This window comes from Streptomyces pristinaespiralis (assembly GCF_001278075.1).
GTDB lineage: Bacteria > Actinomycetota > Actinomycetes > Streptomycetales > Streptomycetaceae > Streptomyces > Streptomyces pristinaespiralis.
Genome location: NZ_CP011340.1, coordinates 4851830 through 4871184, shown reverse-complemented (window position 1 = coordinate 4871184; position 19355 = coordinate 4851830). Strand labels below are relative to the sequence as shown.

Below are 19355 nucleotides of genomic sequence, written 5' to 3'. Positions count from 1 at the left end.
CCTCACGGTCGAGCCGGCCGGGACCTCGCCGGTCAGCGGCCCGTGCGTGATCGCTCGATGGTGTGACGATCCGCCTTACGGACGCCGGTGGGTGCCGCGTCCTACGACGATGCTCTCGAGGCTGCCCGGCAGACCGCCCTCCCTGCCTCGATCGGTGCCGAGGTGAAGCTCGACGCGGGCGAACTGCTGAAGGCCGGGGCGCCTCGCCGGGCCGACGACGTCAGCGGCTGAGCCGCTGGAAGCGCCGTACCGCGAGCGGCGCGAAGACCGCCGTGACGACGATCGGCCACACCACCGCCATGAGCAGCGAGTGCTCCTGGATCCAGCTGCCGTCGCTCGCCACCGGGTTCCCGAACAGTTCGCGGGCCGCGGCGGCCGTGGAGGAGATCGGGTTCCAGGCGGCGATCGTGCCCAGCCAGTCCGGCATCGTCGACGGCGGCACGAAGACGCTCGAGATCATGGTCAGCGGGAAGGCCACCGCGTACAGGCCGCCGGCCGCCTCCGGGGTGGGGACGAGCAGGCCGAGCAGGATGCCCACCCAGATCAGGCAGAACCGCAGGAGCAGCAGCAGTGCGAACGCGGCGAGTGTCTTCATCGGGCCGGCGTCCGCGCGCCAGCCCATCGCGAAGGCGGTCGCCGCGAGGATCGTCAGCTCCGCGCAGGCGACGATCAGGTCGTTGACACCCCGGCCGGTGACGACGGCGGAGGGCGCCATGGGCATCGACCGGAAGCGGTCGATGACGCCCTTCGTCGCGTCGGTGACCACCGCCATCGCCGTGTTCATGAACCCGAAGGCCATGGTCATGGCGAACATGCCCGGCATCAGGAAGTCACGGACGCTGCCGCCGTCGGGCGACTTCATCGCGCCGCCGAAGACATAGCCGTAGAGCAGCACGGAGATGACCGGGAAGCCGAGCTGCCAGGCGATGAGGACCGGCTGGCGCCGGTAGTGGGTCAGTCCGCGCCGGACCACGTTCCAGCAGTCGGCCACGGCCCAGTAGGCGCGCCCGTGCCGGTCGTCGAGGCTCGGGTCCATCAGGCCGGTCGTACTCATGCCGCCTCCTCGGTCCGCGTGCCGTGTCCGGTCAGGCGCAGGAACACGTCGTCCAGGCTGGGCCTGCGCAGCCCGATGTCCTCCACGGGGATCCGTTCGTCCTGAAGGGTGCGGGCGACCTCGGTGAGGGCCGCGACCCGGTCGGTCACCGGTGCGTGGACCCGGCGTTCCGGCTCGTCGGTGGCCGGGTCGGTGTCGGCGACCCGGGCGACGGTCTTGGCGATGGCCGGGAGATCGGCGGCCTCGCGGGCGACCACCTCGATCCGGTCGCCGCCGACCCTGTTCTTCAGCCCGTCGGGGGTGTCGTCGGCGATGGCGCGTCCCTGGTCGATGACGGTGATGCGGGAGGCGAGCCGGTCGGCCTCCTCGAGGTACTGGGTGGTGAGCAGGACGGTCGTGCCGCCCGCGACGAGGCGGCGCACCGCGTCCCACACCTCCCCGCGCGAACGGGGGTCGAGTCCGGTCGTCGGCTCGTCGAGGAACAGCACGTCGGGTGCGAGGATCATCGACGCGGCGAGGTCGAGCCGGCGGCGCATACCGCCGCTGTACGTGCCGACGCCCTTGTCGCCCGCCTCCACCAGGTCGAACTGCGCCAGCAGTTCGCCTGCCCGCGTCGCCGCGCGCCTGCCGCCGAGGTGGAAGAGGCGGCCGAACATCTCCAGGTTCTGCCGGCCGGTCAGCACCTCGTCGACCGCCGCGTACTGGCCCGTGAGGCCGATCCGCCGACGCACCTGCCGCGGGTCGCGCCGCACGTCGGCGCCGGCCACCCGGGCCCGGCCGCCGTCGAAGCGCAGCAGGGTCGCGAGGACCCGGACGGCGGTCGTCTTGCCGGCGCCGTTCGGGCCGAGCAGGCCGTGCACGGTGCCCCGGCGCACGGTGAGGTCGAAGCCGTCGAGGGCCCGTTTGTCCCCGTACCGCTTCTCGAGTCCTTCTGCCGAAACGGCGTATTCGTCCACTGAGGCCCCTCCGAGACGAGTCAACTGAGTACGGCGTACCCATATGAGAGTACAGCGTACTCAGTTTCTGTCCAGGCGATTACCCTGAGCCCATGACGACTGGTACGAGCGGCAGCAAAGACGTCTCGCGCAGCCTCGAACTGCTCTGGGGCACCGGCGAGCGGCCCTCACGAGGCCCCAAACCTGGCCTCACGCTCGACCGGATCGTCGGTGCGGCGATCGAGATCGCCGACGCGGAGGGCTTCGACGCCGTCTCGATGCGCCGCCTCTCCACCGCGCTGGGCACCGGCACGATGTCGCTGTACCGCTACGTCCCCGGCAAGGCCGAGCTGCTCGACCTGATGCTCGACCGCGTCACGGGCGAGCCCTTGGAGAGCGACGCGCACCGGCCGGACTCGGACACCTGGCAGGACGCCGTACGCGCGATGGCCCGCGCCCACCTCGAGCTCTTCCGGGCGCACCCGTGGCTCCTGAAGGTCAATCAGTCCCGTACGGTCCTCGGCCCGAGCGCCGTCCGCGGGCTGGACACCTCACTGTTCGCTCTGCGGGAGATGCGTCTGACGGACCCGGAGATGATCTCCGTGATCATCGCGGTGCAGAGTTTCGTCACCGGGATCGCGCGCATGGAGATCGATGCGGCGGAGGCGGCGAAGCAGACGGGTCAGAGCGAGGAGGAGTTCTGGCGCCACCAGGAGCCGTTCCTGTCGAAGGCGATGATCAGCGGCGAGTACCCGACCCTGGCGCATCTCTCCGAGGACACCTTCGGCTCGGACTTCGACCACTTCGCCTTCGGCCTGGAACGCCTGGTCGAGGGCTTCGAGACGCTGGTCCGCGCACGGGCGCAGGACGCCTGACCCTCGGGTCCGCAAAGCGTGGACGCTGCTGCGACCGCACCGGTCACGGACGGGTGCACGAAGCCGCCGCCGAGCCGGTGATCGCCAGCAGGGGAGCGCCGCATCGGCTGTCGGCGGGGCGGGGTATCTTCCTCCCGCGGCGCGTCGAGACTCTTCTCCGCGCCGCGTGAGGGAGGGAACCCATGCGCAACACCTTGCTTCGGCGCGCGGCCGCGTTGGCCACGACGCTGGGGCTCACCACACTGGGGCTGCTCGGCGCCGGCGCGGCGCCCGCTCAGGCCGCGAGGAGCGACTGCCCCTCGGGCTACCTGTGTGCCTGGCAGAACGACTACGACGGGCCGATGTTCAAGACGAACACGAGCATGGCCACGCTGGGCACCTGGGACGGGAAGCTCCAGACGATCTTCAACCGCACGTCCATGATCGCCTGCCTCTACGAGCAGCCGAACCATGAGACGCCGGGCTACACCTGGGTCGAGCCCGATCCCGACTATGCGACCCACTACGGGGACCTCTCCACCAGCTCGATCAAGTTCGTGCGCACCCTGCGCGAGTGCGAGGCGGAGGCCTACCCCGGCTGGTCGGCGACGCCCTCGCCCAAGGTGAACGGGTTCGGCGACATGAACGCCGACCGGCGGGCGGACATCGTCGTCCGCGACGAGGCCGGGCGCCTGTGGTTCCTGCCCGGCGACGGCACCGGGCGTCTGATCGGCTCCGGCGGCTGGAACGCCTTCGACGCCCTCGTCCGGCACGGTGACTTCAGCCGCGACGGCCGCGAGGACGTGATCACCCGCGAGAAGGCCACCGGCAAGCTGTGGCTCTACCCCGGCACCGGCAGCGGCGGCCTCGGCGCACGCAAGCTCATCGGCACCGGCGGCTGGAACTCCATGGGCCGGATCGCCGCGTTCGGCGACCTCTCCGGCGACGGCCGCTCCGACCTCCTCGCCGTGGAGAAGTCCACCGGCAAGCTCTGGCTCTACCCCGGCACCACGTCCGGCGGCCTCGGCGCGCGCAAGCTCATCGGCACCGGCGGCTGGAACGGGATGAACGCCCTCATCGGCGCCGGTGACATGAACAGCGACGGCCGCGCCGACCTGGTCGCCCGCGAGAGGGCCACCGGGAAACTCTGGCTCTACCCCGGCACCACGACGCGGACCCTGGGCGCACGCAAGCTGATCGGCACCGGCGGCTGGAACTCCATGCAGCCGATCCTCGCCGTCGGCGACTCCTCCGGCGACGGGCTGCCCGACCTGGAGGCCTCGGACGGCATGGTGCTGTGGCAGTACCAGGGCCTCGCGACCGGCGGCCTGCGGAAGGCCGACTACAACGGCGGCTGGTGGGGCCTGGAAGGCGCCACCGCCTTCTGACCCGCCCGCACAGGGGCCGGTGTCCCGGCGTCGCGGTCCGCGACGCCGGGACAGGACGGCAGGTCGGGTCGCTGTGGCGGACAGGACGGCAGGCCGGCCGAAGCGTGCGGGGCGCGGGCGGACGTTCCGCGCACTCCGCCGCCCGGCTCAGCCCCGGCGCCGGCGCAGCGCGAGGACCAGCGCCGCGCCGCCGCCGAGCACGAGCAGGCCGTACATCGTGACGTCGCCCTTCTCGTCGCCCCCGGCGGCCGTCCCGCCGTCCCCCGGCGTCCCGGGGCTCTTCGCCTCGCCGCCGGAGCCCGGCTCCTTCTCGACCGCCACCCGCTCGACGGGGCTCTGCTCCCCCTCGGTGCCGATCATCAGGGCCTTGCCGTCCGTCGTGTACGTCACCGACTCCGACTGGTTCTGGATCGGCGCGCGCACACGGTGGTCGGCCCCGAGGCGGCCGTCCTTCCACTCGTAGCCGCGGGCGCTGAAGTAGGAGCGGAGCACCAGTTCCGTGCCGTCCGGCGAGAAGGCGCCGTCGGTGACCCACGGCACCTCCCCGATCCGCCGGAAGACGTTGGTGGCCTTGGCGTCGAGCGTGGCGGGGCCTTCGTAGAGGCCGCCGCCGTCCTCGTTCTTGGAGGCGATGTAGACGCGGCCGGTCTTCGGATGCACCATCAGCGCCTCGGCGTTGCGGGCCCCGTCCGCGTACTTCACGTCGAACTGGGTGGCGGTGACGGTCTGGTCGCGCAGTCGCTCCGGCTCGGGGAAGCGGTAGATCCAGACGTGGTCCCAGCTGCCGTCGAGGTTGTCGCCGATGTCGCCGACGTAGATGTTGCCGTCGGCGCCCACGGAGATCGCCTCCATGTCCCTCGGCTCGCCGACGCCGCGCATGGTGATCGTCGCCACCGTCTCGCCCGTCGCCGAGTCGACGCCGAAGATCCGCGGCTGGTCCTGGTCGTTGTGCGTCCAGTAGATCCCGGGGTGCGCCCTGCTCGCCGCGAGTCCGCTGGACTCGGTGATCCGCGGGTCCTTGATCGTGAATCCCTCGGACCCGCCGTCGGCGGCGGCGACGGGGCAGGCGGCGGCGAGCACGAGGGCGGCCGCCAGGCCGGTGACGTACGGAAGCGAACGCATGGCCCAAGCCTGCCATCCCGGCCGGGCGGCTCCTAAGGGCGTACGGCGGTGACCAGCCACGCCGTGCTGCGCAGCCGGACGGCGCCGTCCCTCTCGTACGGCCGCAGGATGTCCGTGAGCCGGCGCCGGGCCAGCGCGCCGGTCGCCTCGTCGACCTGGCTCAGCAGGTGGCGGCCGGGTCCCGACCCCATGAGGAACGCGGTGGCGTCCTCGGCGTCCCGCCCCCATCTCCCGGACGCCTCGACGGGCTCGACCGCGAGGCCGGTGAACCCGGCGGCGCTCAGGACCTCGCGGACGCGGCCGGGATCGGCCAGGGAGAACATGCCGGGCCCGCCGGTGGCCCCGAAGCCGCCCAGCGGGAGCACGTCCCGCAGGCCCGCCAGCGCCTGGATCCACTCGTTGCCGTCCCCGCCGGCGACGAGGAACGCCGCACGGCCGCCGGTGCGCAGGCCGCCGCCGATGTTGGCGAACGCGGCCACCGGGTCGGCGAAGAACATCACGCCGAAGCGGCTGATCGCCACGTCGAAGCCGCGGCCCGCGAGGGGGTGGACCTGGGCGTCGCCGTGCTCGAAGGTCACGTTGCCGAGGTGTTCCGCGCGGGCGGACTCCCGGGCGCGCTCCAGCATCGGCCGGGACAGGTCCACGCCGGTGGCGTGCCCGTCGGCCACGCGGCGGGCCGCGAGCCTGGTGGTGGATCCGGCGCCGCAGCCGATGTCGAGGACCGCGTCCTCACGGCCGATGGCGGCGGCACCGAGCAGCATCTCGTCGAAGCCCTCGTTGACGGCGTCCCAGCGGTCCTGGTTGCGCGCCCAGTGGGTGCCCTCGTACCCGTTCCAGGCCTGCTCCTGCTCGGTGTTCACGATGTGTTCCACGACGCTGCCTCCCGTTAGAATGGGCGTATGCCCAAACAGTATGGGCGCTTGCCCATTCTGTCCATCGCGACCTTGCGAAAGACCCGGAAGGCCCTGGATGTCACCCCGTGGAGTAGCCGTCCCCGACGCCCGCGAACGCCTCTTCGCCGCGGCGGAACGAGTCGTGGCCCGAGGCGGCCCCGGCGCCCTGACCAGCCGGGCCGTCACGGAGGAGGCGGGCTGCTCGAAGGGGCTGCTGCACGCCCACTTCGCGGGCGGGCTCGACGAGTTCGTGGCCGAACTGGTCCTGGACCGGTTCGCCCGCACGGCCGCCCTGGCCGCGAAACTGCCCATGCGGGCGGGCGAGGACACCGTCGCCGCGAACCTCACCGAGGTCGCCACCGCGCTGTTCACCTCCACGGGGCCGGCGATCTCCGGGCTGGCCCTCACCCGCCCCGGCTCCGCGCTCCGCTTCCGCGACGCGATGGCGGCGGGCGCCCCGGGCTTCACCGCCGTCCAGGAGGCGGTCACCACCTACCTGCGGGCCGAGCAGCGCCTCGGCCGCTTCGACGGCCGGCTGGACGCGGAGGCCCTCGCCCTCGCGCTCGTCGGCACGGTCCACCACCTCCTGATGACCAGCCACCCGGGCACGCCCGACCCCGCCGCGCAGATCCGGCGGCTGGTCACGGCGCTGACGGGTGGCGGGCCTCACATCACGGACCAGTGACGGGTTACCGGTGAGTTCGGCCATGATGACCTCCATGCGATTTCTGTTCGTCGGCGATTCCATGACCATCGGACGCGACGGCGACTTCACCTGGCGCTACCGGATGTGGCAGCACCTCTCCGCCCTCGGTGAGCCCTTCGAGATCGTCGGCCCGCGCCGCGAGCTGTACGACACGGAGGAGAACGCCCCCGTGTCCCACCGGTACGCCGACCCCGGCTTCCCCGGACACGCCCGCCGCCACCTGGCCGGCTGGGGCGAGGGCTGGCTGCACATGGCCCCCCTGATCCGCGAGACGGTCGCCGCGGAAGGGGCGGACGTCCTCCTGGTCTCGCTCGGCCTGATAGACCTCGGCTTCTACACGGACAGCGACCAGACCGCCCACAACGCGCGGGAGTTCATCGCGCAGGCCCGCCTGGCCAACCCGCGGGTCCGGATCGTCATGCTCCCGGTCATCCCGAACGTCCGCGCCCGGTCCGACCGGCCCTTCGCCACCGAATGCGGCCGGTTCAACGACCTGCTCGCCAAGGCGGTGGCCGACCTGGACACCTCCGCGTCGCCGCTCCTGCTGGCCTCGCACCCGCCGTCGTACGACCTCGACACCGACACCTACGACGGCACCCACCCCGGCCCGAGCGGCGAGATCAAACTGGCGGGGGCGTTCGCGACCGCGATGCACCAGGCGTGGGGACTGGGCGGGGCGTACGGCGTCGCCGCCTGAGCTTGCCTCCTACGAAAACCGGGTGCGCCCGGTGCGCCCGGCTGCGAGCCTGCCCGTATGTCCACGTTCGAAGACCTCCTCGCCGAAGGCGAAGCCGTCCCCACACAGGGCTGGGACTTCTCCTGGTTCGCCGGCCGCGCGACGGAACAACGGCCCTCCTGGCGCTATGCGGAACTCCTCGCCGACCGCATGTCGAAGGCGGAGGCGGCCCTCGACATCCAGACCGGCGGCGGCGAGGTACTCGCCTCGGTCCCGGCCGCCCCGCCGGTGCTGGCGGCGACGGAGTCCTGGCCGCCGAACCTGGAGATCGCCCGCCGCAACCTCGCCCGGTTCGGCGCGACGGTCGTCCACGCCGGGGACGCGGCCGATCTGCCGTTCCCCTCCGCCCACTTCGACCTCGTCGTCAGCCGCCACCCGGTGACCACCCGCTGGGACGAGGTCCACCGCGTGCTGCGTCCCGGCGGCGCCTACCTCTCGCAGGCCGTGGGCGACGGCTCCGTCCGCGAGCTCACCGACTTCCTGATGGGCCCGCAGCCCGTAGACCCGACACGCAGCCCCATCACTACCGTCTCGGCCGCGGAGGCCGCCGGCCTGGACGTCGTCGACCTGCGCCAGGAGACGCTGCGGATGGAGTTCCACGACATCGCCGCGGTGGTCCACTTCCTGCGCAAGGTGATCTGGATCGTCCCGGGCTTCACTGTCGACGCGTACCGCGACCGGCTCGCGTCGCTCCATGACTTCATCGAGCGCCACGGGCCGTTCGTGGCCCACTCGAACCGCCTCCTGATCGAGGCCCGGCGCCCGCGCGGCTGAGACCGTGCGCACCGCGGTCCGGGGCCGCACGGCGCCGGACCGGGGGGCACGGGACCCGCGGGCCGGTCTCAGCCGCCACGAGGGTGCCTGACCCGCTCCAGGGCGGCGAGCACAGCCCGGGTGACGACGTCCGGTCTGCTGCTCTGGATGTAGTGGCCTGCGGCCGGCACCACGGCGTGCTCCCCGCCCGCCACGGACGCGGCGACGGATCTCTGCAGTTCGGTCCACCGGCGTCTCATGCCCTGCGGCATCCCCCGGCTCGCACTGAGGACCGTCACGGGCACGTCCGGCAGCCTCGACGCGGCGCGGCGGCGCCGGATCTCGGGAGTGGCCTTGACGATCATGCGGTACTCGTCGACGGCGGTACGCACCTGCTGCGGGCCTCCGGAGGCGGCCAGCCAGGCGGCGACCAGCAGCTCCCGCACGCGGGGATCGTCGGTCGCGCGGGAAGCCTCGCGCACGGCATGCCGGTGTCTCGGCCCGCCGGTGAGCCGGAGAGACGTACGAACCGCGAGCTGACGCGCGTACACCCCTTCGGCCATCCGGCCGACCCACGGCTGGAACTCCTCGTGCGAAGGGTCGAGCAGCACGAGCCCCGCCACCAGGTCCGGTTCGGCCCACGCCACCAGCTCGGCCAGCTGGCCGCCCCAGCTGTTGCCGACCAGGACGCACGGGCCGCCGCCGGCGCGGGAGAGCAGCGCGGCCAGGGCCGCGACGGCCGAGTCGAGCGTGAGCCGGGGAACCGGATCGCTCAGGCCGAGCCCCGCCCGGTCGTACGCGATCACTCGGGTGCAGCGGGCGAGGGGCGCCAGCACCGACGTCCACATCATCGACGACCCGGCGCTCGGCGCGTCCAGCACGACCGTCGGCGCGCCCTGGCCCACTTCGATCCAGCGCAACGTCCGGCCGTGCCTGTCCAGTTCGCCGCGCAACGCCCCGCCCGGCACAAGCGCCCCGACGGCCTTGACCACCGCGTCGTCCACGAATGCCCCTCCAGATCTCGCAACCGGCGCTTGCGCCAACGAATCCGCACGGGCGACGGTTCCTCAGAGGGAGCTGGAGGGTGCTTCCTGGCCGGTACTCACTCCTGACCGGGGGACGCCGACGGTCTGCCGGCGCATGGAACCGGGGGCGTCGGCGTTGAACTCGCGGTCACCCGCGGGGCCTCAGCCGGTGAGCAGGTCCGGGCTGTCGGCCAGCGTGGCGAGGTGTGCGCGAGGGTCGGCGATCAGCCTGCGGGTGGAGAGGTCGAGCATGCCCCCCACGCCGGTGATCTCCGCGGCGACCGTGCCGTCGTCCTTGACGATCTGCTGCTCGATCCTGAAGGTCTTGCCCTCCCCGTAGACGAACCGGCAGGAGACCCGGACCCGGTCGCCGCCGCGCAGTTCGCGCAGGAACTTCACCGTCGCCTCGAGCGCGACCGGCCCCACGCCGCTCGCCAGCAGTTTCTCCTGCGGCAGGCCGGCGGCGCGCAGCAGTTCCCAGCGTGCGTGCTCGGCGTACTGCAGATAGACGGCCTGGTTCAGATGGCCCTGCGTGTCGAGCTCGTAGCCCCGCACGGTCACGTCGGCGAAGAAAGTCATGCCGACGGCAACGGCGCGGCCCGGCGCGGGTATTCCCGTGCGCCCGGCCACACGGGGCGTGCCCGGCCCGCGGTGGGGGCGCGGGCCGGGCCGCGACCGGTGTCAGAAGACGAACGGGCCCGGGTTCTGCGGGGACGTGGCCGTGCACCGGGCGGTGATGCCGAAGACCACGACGGTCAGGGTCTTCGCCTCGAGGCTGTCCCCCGCCGCGACCGTGCCGGCGAGCGGGCCGGTGGAGACGGCTCCGCCCGCGGGGATCGCGGGGTTGGAGCTGCCGGTGAACGTCGCCGTGTCCGTGCCGTTCCTGGCCAGGGTGAGCGTGGACCTGACGGAGTTCGCCCCGACGGGGAGGGGCGCGGTGACGGCCGTCGTGGAGAGGTCGATGGTCGCGGCGGTGCCGTCCTGCGTGGCCTTGAGGGTGGCGGTGCCGGAGCCGTACGAGCCGCAGTCGAAGGACAGGGTCGCCGTCTCGGGTGTCACCGCGTGGGCGGCGGGCGCCATGGCCAGGGTGGTCGCGGCCAGGGCTGCGACGGTGAGCAGGGTGCTGCTCCTCGAAACGTTCTTCATGGGGGGAGTCCGCCTTCGCGTGGGGGGTTGACGGGCTGGTGGGGGCATTGCTGCATGTGTGTCCGGAGAAGGGAAGAGAGACACAGCACCCCCGGCCCACAACGGCCGGATCCCGCCCCTCCTCAGAGCGCGGCGCGCGTGAGCCGGTTGGCGAACGTCGACATCGTGTACGTGCCGATGCCCATGACGACCTCCAGCGCGTTCCGCGCGGTGAAGCCGTGGGCCATGAAGGCGCGCAGCTCCGTGTCACCGACCGCGCCGGAGGTACGGAAGACCTCGAGCGTGAACCGCCGCACGGCCTCGAGCCGTTCGTCGGGAAGCGCGCGCTGCCCGGACAGCGCCGCGATCAGCTCCTCGTCCGCGCCGAGCGTACGCAGTTTCCCGGTGTGCATGGCCACGCACACATGGCACTCGTTGCGCGCGGCGACCGTCATGACGACGACCTCACGGGCGACGGGGTCGAGCGTCGTCGACTCGAAGGCGGCACTCAGCTTGAGGAATCCCTCCAGCAGGTGCGGCGACTCCGCCAGTCTGGCGACAGCGGACGGCAGACGGCCGAGCCGCTTGGTGGTGGCCTCCATGGCACGGCGGGACGCGGGCGGGGCGGATTGAAGGGTGTGCTCGGTGAACACGGCAGCTCCTACAATGGACAACATGGTTGACGAGCCGTTCCCCGAAAAAGTAAACCAGGTTGTCGAACATCGCAAGGTGATTGCCGAACCGTCGGGCTACGAGCTGCCCCTGCTCCTCTTCGCCGGGTTCCGCTCGCTGATCGACAAGCTGCACGCCGAGCTGGCCGAGCAGGGCCACCCCGACGTACGCCCCGCCTACGGCTTCGCCATGCAGGCCATCGGCGCGCAGGGCGCGACCGCCAGCGACCTCGGCCGGCGTCTCGGCGTCTCCAAACAGGCGGCCGGCAAGACCATCGACCGCCTGCTCTCCCTCGGCTACGCCGAACGCGCCGACGACCCGGCCGACGCCCGCCGCAAGCTGATCCGCCTCACCCCGCACGGCTTCGACGCGCTCGCCCGCTCTGCGGAGATCTTCGACGGACTGCGCGCGGAATGGGCGCGGGCGATCGGCCCCGACCGCCTGCGCGACCTCGAATCCGCCCTGCGAACGCTCACGCCCCCGGGAAGCATCCGCCTGGACGCGGCGGGGTGGCTGGGAGGCGTGTGACCCGTTCCGGGGTCGTGACCGGTCACTGTGAGTATCGTTGTACCGCGCGGCTGCACTCGTTCGAGCGGCAGCCGGGGAGGAGCGCCACGATGACCGCCTTGGACGAGCGCAGGATCGAAATGGCCGAGAACAGCGACGAACGCACCCTGGACGAGATGTTCCGGTGGCTCGAGTCCGCCCCCGAGGGATTCAAGGTCGAGATCGTCGAGGGGGCCGTCTTCATGTCGCCGCAAAGGGACAACCACTGGGAAATCATCCTGGACATCGTCGAACAGCTGCGGTCCAAGTACGCGCGTAAGCGCGTGAAGTCCGACGTGCGCGTCGACTATCCCGGACACCTCAACGGCTTCGCCAGTGACGTGACGGTCATGAAGGACGGTTCGGCCAGGACCGCCGACGGCCGCTGGCGCCACCAGGATGTCGAGTTCGTGGCCGAGGTCATCTCCAAGGGCACGGGACACAACGACTACGGCCCCAAAAAGGCCGCGTACGCCGCAGCAGAGGTCCCCGTCCACCTGGTGGCCGACCCGTACCAGCGCAAGTGCCACCTCTACACCGCCCCGAAGGACGGCGACTACACGACGGAGACGACAGTCGCCTTCGGCACGGACCTCGATCTCACCGACACTCCTGTCGGCCTCACCCTCACCACGGCCGACTTCCCCCGCGAGTGAGCCCGCGCCGGGCGTGGGCCGCCGCCCCCGGCAGGGAGCGGCGGCCGGGGCTCACCAGGCGAACGCCTCCGGGGACGGCCCCGGTCCCGGGAAGATCCCGTCGAGCTCCGTGAGCAGTTCCTCGCTCAGCTCCAGCTCCACCGCCCGCAGCGCCGACTCCAGCTGCTCCGCCGTGCGCGGGCCGACGATCGGGCCCGTCACACCCGGACGGGTCAGCAGCCAGGCGAGCGCCGCCTCCCCGGGCTCCAGGCCGTTCTTGTCGAGCAGGTCCTCGTACGCCTGCACCTTCTCCCGCACCGCCGTGTTGGCCAGCGCGTCCGCGCTGCGGCCGGTCGCCCGCCGGGAGCCCTCGTTCTCCTTCTTGAGGACGCCGCCGAGCAGTCCGCCGTGCAGCGGCGACCAGGGGATGACCCCGAGGCCGTACTCCTGGGCCGCCGGGATGACCTCCATCTCGGCGCGGCGCTCGGCCAGGTTGTAGAGGCACTGCTCGCTGACCAGGCCCAGCGAACCGAGACGGCGGGCGGTCTCGTTGGTCTGGGCGATCTTCCAGCCGGGGAAGTTGGAGGAACCCGCGTACAGGATCTTGCCCTGCTGGATCAGTACGTCGATGGCCTGCCAGATCTCCTCGACCGGGGTGCGCCGGTCGATGTGGTGGAACTGGTAGAGGTCGATGTGATCGGTCTGGAGGCGCTTGAGCGAAGCGTCCACCGCGCGGCGGATGTTGAGCGCCGAGAGCCGGTCGTGGTTGGGCCAGACCTCGCCGTCCGTGCCCATGTTCCCGTACACCTTGGTGGCGAGCACGACCTTGTCACGGCGGCCCTCGCCCTTGGCGAACCAGCTGCCGATGATCTCTTCGGTGCGGCCCTTGTTCTCGCCCCAGCCGTAGACGTTGGCCGTGTCGAAGAAGTTGATGCCCGCGTCGAGGGCCGAGTCCATGATGCCGTGGCTCGTGGCCTCGTCGGTCTGGGGGCCGAAGTTCATAGTGCCGAGGACGAGTCGGCTGACCTTGAGTCCGGTGCGTCCGAGCTGCGTGTACTTCATGACGTCCTAGCCAACGCCTTCGAGCGCGCTCGAAGCAAGGACCCTTCGAGGCAAGCCTCTCGGGGGCCCGAGGCGCTTCGACGCCCGTTTCGGGAACGTCGTGCGGCTCACCACCTCGCCCGTGTCCGTCGCCCGCACGCACAAGGTGCCGGAGCCCCAGGTGTGGAACAGAGCCGCGTCGGCCTGCTCACCCTGGCCGAGCAGATCGCCGTAGCCGTTCCGCCACTGCTCGTCGCCGGTACGGGCGTCGACGGCGCGGAAGCCGGCGGTGTCCAGGATCACTGTCCCGCCCCGCACCAGCAGGCCGTTGATCGTGCCGAACTCGTCCTCCCAGAGGGTCTCGCCGGTCGACGCGTCGACCGCGGCGATCTGACCGCCCTCCTCGTCGTTCCACAGCACGACGACGGGACCGGCTGCCGCGGCCTGCCGCAGCCGGCTCCTGCGGCGCTTCCACCGCACCTCGCCCGTCTCCGCGTCCAGGGCGACGAAACCGCTGCGCTCGTGGTCCCGGTCCGACGGGACGACCACCGTCGGCCCGGCGCGCAGGATGCCTTCGCCGTCGGGCTTCGTCAGCCTGTCGCTGCACCAGCGGATCCGGCCCGTGTCCGCGTCCACCGCGGCCGTCCGGCTGTCGGAGACCACGACATGGACGGTGTCGCCCACGACGACGGGAGCGCTCAGCGTCCCGCCCGGCGCGCGCAGCGTCCACCGGCCGCTCCCGGCGTCCGTCCTGACCACCAACGGCGGTGTGTCGTCCGGCATGTACGGCTCCTTCGACGGCGAGCCCCGGCGCTGCCGCCCCGGTGCCGTGCGGGGGCGGATACGTGCCCATGTGTTCGGCCGGCCGGTCGCGGACGCGTCAGCCGAGGGCGGCGGCCACGGCGACGATCACGAACATCAGCACCAGCGCCGCGGCCATGATCTGGTTTCTGGTCTTGGGATTCACCCGTCGAGGTTAACCCGCGTCCCCGAGGGGCCATGACCCGACCACTTCGTACCGGGGCTGCTCCCCCGCCACCCCGCTGACCGGCAGGTTGCTGCGTACGAGGGCGAGGTCGGCCACCTGCCACGGGGTGCCCTCGAAGGCGGCCAGCGCCTCGACGTACGGACGCAGGTCACCTGCCTCACGGGCGCGGGCGATCGTCAGGTGCGCCTGGTAGCGGCGGTGTTCCTCCATGGCCACGCCGGCGCGGCGTGCGGCGGCGTCGGAGCGCTCGGCGAGCAGCCGCATCTCCTCCAGCCCTCCGGCGGCCCCGACCCACAGCGCCCGGTGCCCGAACCGTCCGCCCTGGTGCAGCCGCAGCGGAAACACCGACGTCCTGCGTGCCGCCCGCGCCAGCCGCTCCTCCAGTTCGGGGACGAGCTCGTCGTCGACCTCCCCCATGAACGCGAGCGTGAAGTGCCACCCGGCGTGGCCGGTCCAGCGGAGCGTGTCGGCGGCGGGGAGCCGACGGAGCACCGCGACCTCGGTGGCGAGTTCGTCGACCGCCGTGGGGGGCGGGAGTACGGCGGCGAAGAGTCTCATGGGGCCAAGTGTGCCGCGCACCGGCTCCGCTGCGCGGGGCGTTTTCCCCACCCGGCCCTTCCCTGAGCGGGGGCTCCGCCCCCGGACCCCGTACCGCCCTGCGGGCGGGGTACCGCGCTGCGCGCGGTGCCCTCGATCTCCCCCTACGGCCCGGCGGCCGTGGGAGGTGCCCCCGGCCGGGCTGACTTCGTCAGCCCCGCCGGCGATCGAGGCCCGGGGGCCCGGGGGCCCGGGGGCCCGGGCCCGGGGGCCCGGGGGCCCGGGGGCCCGGGGGCCCGGGGGCCCGGGGGCCCGGGGGCCCGGGGGCCCCGGGGCGGAGCCCACGGCCCGCACCCGCCCGGCCCGGTCGCGCCGCCCTCCCCCGTGGCCCTCCGGGCACGGGAGGTGCCCCCACCGGGCTACGCCGCGGTGGTCAGCCGTTCCCGCGCCACGAACCGCACCTGCGGGTGCCCGCGGTTCCAGCCGACCGAGAGGCGCAGGCCGCCGACCCGCGCCAGCATCACGCCGACGCCGGCCGCCGCCACCGCGGCCACCGCGCCGCCCGCGGCGAAGCCGACGCGTGCGCCGTAGGTGTCGGTGACCCAGCCGACGAGCGGCGCGCCCAGCGGCGTTCCGCCGGTGAAGACCATCATGAACAGGCTCATCACGCGGCCCCGCATCAGCGGGTCCGTCGCCATCTGGACGCTCGAGTTGGCGGTGACGTTGACCGTCAGGCCGAACATGCCGATCGGGACCATCATCACCGCGAAGATCCAGAACGCCGGGGCGAACGCGGTCACGATCTCGAGCACTCCGAAGAGCACCGCCGCTCCGACGAGGAGCCGCAGTCGCGAGGTGCCGCGCCGGGCGGCGAGCAGCGCGCCGGCCAGGGAGCCCGCGGCCATCAGGGTGTTGAGCAGGCCGTACGTACCGGCGTCGCCGTGGAAGACGTCGTCGACGAACGCGGACAGCCAGATCGGGAAGTTGAAGCCGAACGTGCCGATGAAGCCGACGAGGACGATCGGCCAGATCAGCTCGGGCCGGCCGGCGACGTACCGCAGGCCTTCACGCAGCTGGCCCTTGCCGCGCGGGGCGCGCTCGACCCTGTGGAGCTCGGAGGCGCGCATCATCAGCAGTCCGGCGATGGGCGCGACGAAGGACAGGCCGTTGAGCAGGAAGGCGTATCCGCTGCCGACCGCGGTGATCAGCACACCGGCCACCGCGGGCCCGACGAGGCGCGCGGACTGGAAGTTGGCCGAGTTGAGGGAGACGGCGTTGCGCAGCTGGTCGGGGCCGACCATTTCGGCGACGAACGACTGCCGGGCGGGGTTGTCGACGACGGTGACGAGGCCGAGCAGGAACGCCGTCAGGTAGACGTGCCAGACCTGGACGTGGCCGCTGAGCGTGAGCACGGCGAGCGCCAGGCCGGTGAGGCCCATCGCGGCCTGGGTGGCCAGCAGCAGCTGCCGCTTGGGCAGCCGGTCCGCGAGCACCCCGCCGTACAGGCCGAAGAGCAGCATGGGAAGGAACTGCAGCGCGATGGTGATGCCGACGGCGGACGCGGATCCGGTCAGGCTGAGCACCAGCCAGTCCTGGGCGATGCGCTGCATCCAGGTGCCGGTGTTGGACACGACCTGACCGGTCGCGAAGAGCCGGTAGTTACGGATCTTCAGCGAGCTGAACATGCTCTGCTTGCGGTCGTGCCGGGTGGACGAGGTGTCGGGGTCGGTCGGTGCGGGGGCGGAGTCTGCTCCGGATCCCGTACTCAAAAGGGTTCGCCTCCTCAAGGCTTCACGGCTGGGTCGGTTGGGCGGGACGGGCTGCGCTTCCGCCCGTGTCACTGCAGGTGTGCGAGCTTCTCCAGGACGGGGGCGGCCTCGCGCAGCTTCGCCCACTCCTCGTCGTCCAGACCTTCGGCGAGCGAGGCCAGCCAGGCGTTCCGCTTGCGGCGGGACTCCTCGAGCATGGTCGTTGCCTGTTCGGTCTGGCTGACCACCTTCTGCCGGCGGTCGTCGGGATGCGGCTCGAGCCGGACGAGTCCCTTGGCCTCGAGCAGCGCCACGATGCGGGTCATCGACGGCGGCTGTACGTGTTCCTTGCGGGCCAGCTCACCGGGTGTGGCCGAGCCGCAGCGGGCGAGAGTGCCGAGCACCGACATCTCGGTGGGGCTCAGCGACTCGTCGACGCGCTGGTGCTTCAGGCGGCGGCCCAGCCGCATGACGGCCGAGCGGAGCGAGTTCACGGCGGCGACGTCCGCGTCAGTACCGTGGGACAGGTCAGGCATGTTGTTAGCTTAACTCATTACTCTGGCTAAAGACCAGTGGGTTACGGGCGGGACAGATGTATCACCCATATGAGTGAGAGGCAGCCGGAAAGTGACGTCCCGGCGGCGGAAGTCCGGCGACCCTGACCGCATGAAATCGACTGTGCTCAGCCTGCGCATGGACGGTGAGCTGCTCGACCGGCTCCGGCAGCATGCGGCGAAACGACAAATGAGCGTCCAGGACTACGTGGTCCGGACGCTCATTCGCGACGACTTCGACGAGCGCTTCAAAGCGGCGGTCGACGAGACGGAGAAGTTCTACGGCGTGACGTGAGCCGCCCCCTCGCGGGCGGCCCCGCCCGACGGCCCGCCGAACGGCCCCGCAGAAACGATCATGCGGCAACCGTCCGGTCAGGGCGGCCCGTCGGGCGAGGGCCCGGTCAGGTGAGACCCAGAGCCGGCATGGCGTAGTAGAAGACGAACACCGCCGACACCGCGTACATCGCCGCGGGCACCTCGCGCCCGCGTCCCACCGCCAGGCGCAGCACGCTGAACGTGATGAAGCCGATGCCGATGCCGTGGGTGATCGAGTAGGTGAACGGCATCATCACCATCGCCAGGAACGCCGGCGCGGCGATCGTGAAGTCGCTCCAGTCGATGTCCTTGACCGAACCGGCCAGGATCAGGAAGCCGACCGCCACCAGCGCGGGCGTCGCCGCCTGGGAGGGGACCATCGTGGCGAGCGGCGTGAGGAACAGCGCCAGCGAGAAGAGCGCGCCGGTGACGACCGACGAGAGGCCCGTACGGGCGCCTTCGCCGACACCGGCCGTGGACTCCACGAAGCAGGTGTTGGCGGAGCACGACGCGGCGCCGCCCGCGGCGACGGCGAGCCCGTCGACGACCAGGACCTTGTTGATGCCCGGGTAGTTGCCGTCCTTGTCCATGAGCTTCGCCTCGTCGCCGACGGCGAGGATGGTGCCCATCGCGTCGAAGAAGCAGGAAAGCAGCACGGTGAAGACGAACAGGACGCCGGTCAGCAGGCCGACCTTCTCGAAGCCGCCGAACAGGCTGACCTGGCCGAGCAGGCCGAAGTCGGGCGTCGAGAGCGGGTTGCCCGGCCACTCGGGCGTCGTCAGGCCCCAGGACTCGATGTCCGCCACCGCATGGATGATCATCGCGATCGCCGTCATGACGACGATCGAGATGAGGATCGCGCCGGGCACCTTGCGGATGATCAGCGCGAGCGTGAGCAGCGTGCCCAGCGCGAAGACCAGGACCGGCCAGCCGAGCAGATGACCGCCGGTGCCCAGCTGGAGCGGGACGGTGGTGTGGGCGGCGTCCGGGATGCGGGTGATGAAGCCCGAGTCCACCAGGCCGATCAGCATGATGAACAAGCCGATGCCGATCGCGATCGCCTTGCGCAGGCCGAGCGGAACGGCGTTCATCACACGCTCGCGCAGGCCGGTGGCCACCAGCAGCATCACCACGACACCGGCGAGCACGACCATGCCCATCGCGTCCGCCCAGGACATCTGGGGCGCGAGCTGGAGGGCGACGACCGTGTTGACGCCCAGTCCGGCCGCTAGCGCGATCGGGACGTTGCCGATGACGCCCATCAGGAGGGTCGAGAAGGCCGCGGTCAGTACGGTGGCGGTGACCAGCTGGCCGCCGTCGAGCTGGTGGCCGTACATGTCCTTGGCGCTGCCGAGGATGATCGGGTTCAGCACGAGGATGTAGGCCATCGCGAAGAAGGTGGCGAATCCGCCCCGGACCTCGCGGGCGACCGAGGAGCCGCGTTCGGTGATCTTGAAGAAGCGGTCCAGCCCGCCGGACGGCTGCGGGGGCGTGGGCGGCAGGCCGGGAGAGCCGACCTCGGCGATGGCCGTGGGGGACATACGGAAACCTCAGACGTACGCGATGGGGCGACACGGAGAAGAACAGAGAAAACCGGCCAGACTTGGATGATCCAACGAAGGAAACCAGTCAGCCGGAATCAGTTTCAGTATGAACATATGAACGAAAGATCGCCACTCTCCGCGCGTAGACCCTTGGGGTGACTGGTTCCTCAGCCGTCCCGGCGGC

General features: G+C 71.7%; 23 protein-coding genes. 9 read left to right on the top strand and 14 right to left on the bottom strand.

Annotated features, from left to right (window positions below):
• Positions 1 to 87 precede the first annotated feature (87 nt).
• Positions 88 to 231 (top strand): hypothetical protein, encoded by a 144-nt coding sequence (locus SPRI_RS38520; protein WP_158685181.1) that lies wholly within the window; start codon positions 88 to 90, stop codon positions 229 to 231.
• Here the strand turns inward: SPRI_RS38520 and SPRI_RS20765 are convergent.
• On the bottom strand, positions 221 to 1054 hold the full coding sequence (locus tag SPRI_RS20765; RefSeq protein WP_005315949.1) for an ABC transporter permease: 834 nt from the start codon (positions 1052 to 1054) through the stop codon (positions 221 to 223). The two genes, SPRI_RS38520 and SPRI_RS20765, sit on opposite strands and share 11 nt — an antisense overlap.
• Positions 1051 to 2010, bottom strand: coding sequence for a daunorubicin resistance protein DrrA family ABC transporter ATP-binding protein (locus SPRI_RS20760; protein WP_037774381.1), 960 nt, complete (start codon positions 2008 to 2010; stop codon positions 1051 to 1053). Before SPRI_RS20760 ends, SPRI_RS20765 begins: the two co-directional genes overlap by 4 nt.
• 92 nt (positions 2011 to 2102) lie before the next feature.
• Between SPRI_RS20760 and SPRI_RS20755 the strand changes: the two genes are divergently transcribed.
• Both SPRI_RS20755 and SPRI_RS20750 read left to right on the top strand, forming a co-directional pair.
• Complete coding sequence (locus tag SPRI_RS20755) at positions 2103 to 2864, top strand: TetR/AcrR family transcriptional regulator (protein ID WP_005315944.1); 762 nt, start codon at positions 2103 to 2105, stop codon at positions 2862 to 2864.
• A 182-nt stretch (positions 2865 to 3046) separates the two neighbouring features.
• Positions 3047 to 4231, top strand: a complete 1185-nt coding sequence (locus SPRI_RS20750) for an FG-GAP-like repeat-containing protein (protein ID WP_005315941.1) — start codon at positions 3047 to 3049, stop codon at positions 4229 to 4231.
• A gap of 147 nt (positions 4232 to 4378) precedes the next feature.
• On the opposite strand, the gene SPRI_RS20745 is transcribed toward SPRI_RS20750, so the two are convergent.
• Together SPRI_RS20745 and SPRI_RS20740 are read right to left on the bottom strand one after the other, a co-directional pair.
• Positions 4379 to 5353, bottom strand: a complete 975-nt coding sequence (locus tag SPRI_RS20745; RefSeq protein ID WP_037774379.1) for a YncE family protein — start codon at positions 5351 to 5353, stop codon at positions 4379 to 4381.
• A 32-nt stretch (positions 5354 to 5385) separates the two neighbouring features.
• Positions 5386 to 6225, bottom strand: coding sequence for a class I SAM-dependent methyltransferase (locus SPRI_RS20740; protein ID WP_005315938.1), 840 nt, complete (start codon positions 6223 to 6225; stop codon positions 5386 to 5388).
• 97 nt (positions 6226 to 6322) lie between these two features.
• Here SPRI_RS20740 and SPRI_RS20735 point away from each other — a divergent pair, with 97 nt between their 5' ends.
• Genes SPRI_RS20735 through SPRI_RS20725 form a run of 3 tightly spaced genes read left to right on the top strand, consistent with a single transcriptional unit; the run spans position 6323 to position 8462 of the window.
• Entirely contained in the window at positions 6323 to 6931 is a 609-nt protein-coding gene (locus tag SPRI_RS20735) for a TetR/AcrR family transcriptional regulator (protein WP_005315935.1), read from the top strand.
• A gap of 34 nt (positions 6932 to 6965) precedes the next feature.
• Complete coding sequence (locus SPRI_RS20730; protein WP_182327681.1) at positions 6966 to 7649, top strand: GDSL-type esterase/lipase family protein; 684 nt, start codon at positions 6966 to 6968, stop codon at positions 7647 to 7649.
• 57 nt (positions 7650 to 7706) lie between these two features.
• A complete protein-coding gene (locus SPRI_RS20725) occupies positions 7707 to 8462 on the top strand; it encodes a class I SAM-dependent methyltransferase (protein WP_005315932.1) in 756 nt (251 codons plus the stop codon).
• Positions 8463 to 8530: 68 nt separating this feature from the next.
• Here the strand turns inward: SPRI_RS20725 and SPRI_RS20720 are convergent, their stop codons facing one another.
• The 4 genes from SPRI_RS20720 to SPRI_RS20705 form a co-directional block, all read right to left on the bottom strand.
• The gene (locus tag SPRI_RS20720; protein WP_053557167.1) at positions 8531 to 9445 is read right to left on the bottom strand and encodes an alpha/beta fold hydrolase; all 915 of its coding nucleotides are present in this window, start codon (positions 9443 to 9445) and stop codon (positions 8531 to 8533) included.
• A 183-nt stretch (positions 9446 to 9628) separates the two neighbouring features.
• Positions 9629 to 10045, bottom strand: a complete 417-nt coding sequence (locus SPRI_RS20715) for an acyl-CoA thioesterase (RefSeq protein ID WP_005315927.1) — start codon at positions 10043 to 10045, stop codon at positions 9629 to 9631.
• A 102-nt stretch (positions 10046 to 10147) separates the two neighbouring features.
• Positions 10148 to 10612 carry a hypothetical protein gene (locus tag SPRI_RS20710; RefSeq protein WP_005315925.1) on the bottom strand — a complete coding sequence of 155 codons (465 nt, stop codon included), beginning with the start codon at positions 10610 to 10612 and terminating at the stop codon, positions 10148 to 10150.
• Positions 10613 to 10734: 122 nt separating this feature from the next.
• A complete protein-coding gene (locus SPRI_RS20705; protein WP_005315923.1) occupies positions 10735 to 11268 on the bottom strand; it encodes a carboxymuconolactone decarboxylase family protein in 534 nt (177 codons plus the stop codon).
• On the opposite strand from SPRI_RS20705, the gene SPRI_RS20700 reads away from it, so the two are divergent.
• Both SPRI_RS20700 and SPRI_RS20695 read left to right on the top strand, forming a co-directional pair.
• Positions 11267 to 11791, top strand: coding sequence for a MarR family winged helix-turn-helix transcriptional regulator (locus SPRI_RS20700; protein ID WP_199782717.1), 525 nt, complete (start codon positions 11267 to 11269; stop codon positions 11789 to 11791). The genes SPRI_RS20705 and SPRI_RS20700 overlap by 2 nt on opposite strands.
• Positions 11792 to 11880: 89 nt before the next feature.
• The gene (locus SPRI_RS20695) at positions 11881 to 12465 is read left to right on the top strand and encodes a Uma2 family endonuclease (RefSeq protein WP_037774373.1); all 585 of its coding nucleotides are present in this window, start codon (positions 11881 to 11883) and stop codon (positions 12463 to 12465) included.
• 51 nt (positions 12466 to 12516) lie between these two features.
• On the opposite strand, the gene SPRI_RS20690 is transcribed toward SPRI_RS20695, so the two are convergent.
• The 5 genes from SPRI_RS20690 to SPRI_RS20670 all read right to left on the bottom strand — a co-directional run bounded on the left by SPRI_RS20690 (position 12517) and on the right by SPRI_RS20670 (position 17294).
• A complete protein-coding gene (locus SPRI_RS20690; protein WP_005315917.1) occupies positions 12517 to 13506 on the bottom strand; it encodes an aldo/keto reductase in 990 nt (329 codons plus the stop codon).
• A 6-nt stretch (positions 13507 to 13512) separates the two neighbouring features.
• Positions 13513 to 14268 carry an outer membrane protein assembly factor BamB family protein gene (locus SPRI_RS20685; RefSeq protein WP_005315915.1) on the bottom strand — a complete coding sequence of 252 codons (756 nt, stop codon included), beginning with the start codon at positions 14266 to 14268 and terminating at the stop codon, positions 13513 to 13515.
• A gap of 193 nt (positions 14269 to 14461) precedes the next feature.
• Entirely contained in the window at positions 14462 to 15031 is a 570-nt protein-coding gene (gene thpR / locus SPRI_RS20680; RefSeq protein ID WP_053557166.1) for an RNA 2',3'-cyclic phosphodiesterase, read from the bottom strand.
• A gap of 398 nt (positions 15032 to 15429) precedes the next feature.
• Positions 15430 to 16779 (bottom strand): MFS transporter, encoded by a 1350-nt coding sequence (locus tag SPRI_RS20675; RefSeq protein WP_037774371.1) that lies wholly within the window; start codon positions 16777 to 16779, stop codon positions 15430 to 15432.
• Between the two features lie 68 nt (positions 16780 to 16847).
• On the bottom strand, positions 16848 to 17294 hold the full coding sequence (locus tag SPRI_RS20670) for a MarR family winged helix-turn-helix transcriptional regulator (protein ID WP_005315908.1): 447 nt from the start codon (positions 17292 to 17294) through the stop codon (positions 16848 to 16850).
• A 130-nt stretch (positions 17295 to 17424) separates the two neighbouring features.
• On the opposite strand from SPRI_RS20670, the gene SPRI_RS37305 reads away from it, so the two are divergent.
• Complete coding sequence (locus SPRI_RS37305) at positions 17425 to 17607, top strand: hypothetical protein (protein ID WP_005315906.1); 183 nt, start codon at positions 17425 to 17427, stop codon at positions 17605 to 17607.
• Between the two features lie 106 nt (positions 17608 to 17713).
• Here SPRI_RS37305 and SPRI_RS20665 read toward each other — a convergent pair whose 3' ends face one another.
• Positions 17714 to 19168: an NCS2 family permease gene (locus tag SPRI_RS20665; protein ID WP_005315903.1), complete on the bottom strand. Its 1455-nt coding sequence runs from the start codon at positions 19166 to 19168 to the stop codon at positions 17714 to 17716.
• Positions 19169 to 19355 lie beyond the last annotated feature (187 nt).

Coding starts and splice junctions, on each gene's coding strand:
- SPRI_RS20705 (WP_005315923.1), bottom strand. CDS start 11,268: ATGTTGTCCATTGTAGGAGCTGCCGTGTTCACCGAGCACACCCTTCAA.
- SPRI_RS20695 (WP_037774373.1), top strand. CDS start 11,881: ATGACCGCCTTGGACGAGCGCAGGATCGAAATGGCCGAGAACAGCGAC.
- SPRI_RS20685 (WP_005315915.1), bottom strand. CDS start 14,268: ATGCCGGACGACACACCGCCGTTGGTGGTCAGGACGGACGCCGGGAGC.
- SPRI_RS20725 (WP_005315932.1), top strand. CDS start 7,707: ATGTCCACGTTCGAAGACCTCCTCGCCGAAGGCGAAGCCGTCCCCACA.
- SPRI_RS20665 (WP_005315903.1), bottom strand. CDS start 19,168: ATGTCCCCCACGGCCATCGCCGAGGTCGGCTCTCCCGGCCTGCCGCCC.
- SPRI_RS37305 (WP_005315906.1), top strand. CDS start 17,425: ATGAAATCGACTGTGCTCAGCCTGCGCATGGACGGTGAGCTGCTCGAC.
- SPRI_RS20670 (WP_005315908.1), bottom strand. CDS start 17,294: ATGCCTGACCTGTCCCACGGTACTGACGCGGACGTCGCCGCCGTGAAC.
- SPRI_RS20735 (WP_005315935.1), top strand. CDS start 6,323: ATGTCACCCCGTGGAGTAGCCGTCCCCGACGCCCGCGAACGCCTCTTC.
- SPRI_RS20745 (WP_037774379.1), bottom strand. CDS start 5,353: ATGCGTTCGCTTCCGTACGTCACCGGCCTGGCGGCCGCCCTCGTGCTC.
- thpR (WP_053557166.1), bottom strand. CDS start 15,031: ATGAGACTCTTCGCCGCCGTACTCCCGCCCCCCACGGCGGTCGACGAA.
- SPRI_RS20715 (WP_005315927.1), bottom strand. CDS start 10,045: ATGACTTTCTTCGCCGACGTGACCGTGCGGGGCTACGAGCTCGACACG.
- SPRI_RS20755 (WP_005315944.1), top strand. CDS start 2,103: ATGACGACTGGTACGAGCGGCAGCAAAGACGTCTCGCGCAGCCTCGAA.
- SPRI_RS20700 (WP_199782717.1), top strand. CDS start 11,267: ATGGTTGACGAGCCGTTCCCCGAAAAAGTAAACCAGGTTGTCGAACAT.
- SPRI_RS20765 (WP_005315949.1), bottom strand. CDS start 1,054: ATGAGTACGACCGGCCTGATGGACCCGAGCCTCGACGACCGGCACGGG.
- SPRI_RS20730 (WP_182327681.1), top strand. CDS start 6,966: ATGCGATTTCTGTTCGTCGGCGATTCCATGACCATCGGACGCGACGGC.
- SPRI_RS20710 (WP_005315925.1), bottom strand. CDS start 10,612: ATGAAGAACGTTTCGAGGAGCAGCACCCTGCTCACCGTCGCAGCCCTG.
- SPRI_RS20750 (WP_005315941.1), top strand. CDS start 3,047: ATGCGCAACACCTTGCTTCGGCGCGCGGCCGCGTTGGCCACGACGCTG.
- SPRI_RS20690 (WP_005315917.1), bottom strand. CDS start 13,506: ATGAAGTACACGCAGCTCGGACGCACCGGACTCAAGGTCAGCCGACTC.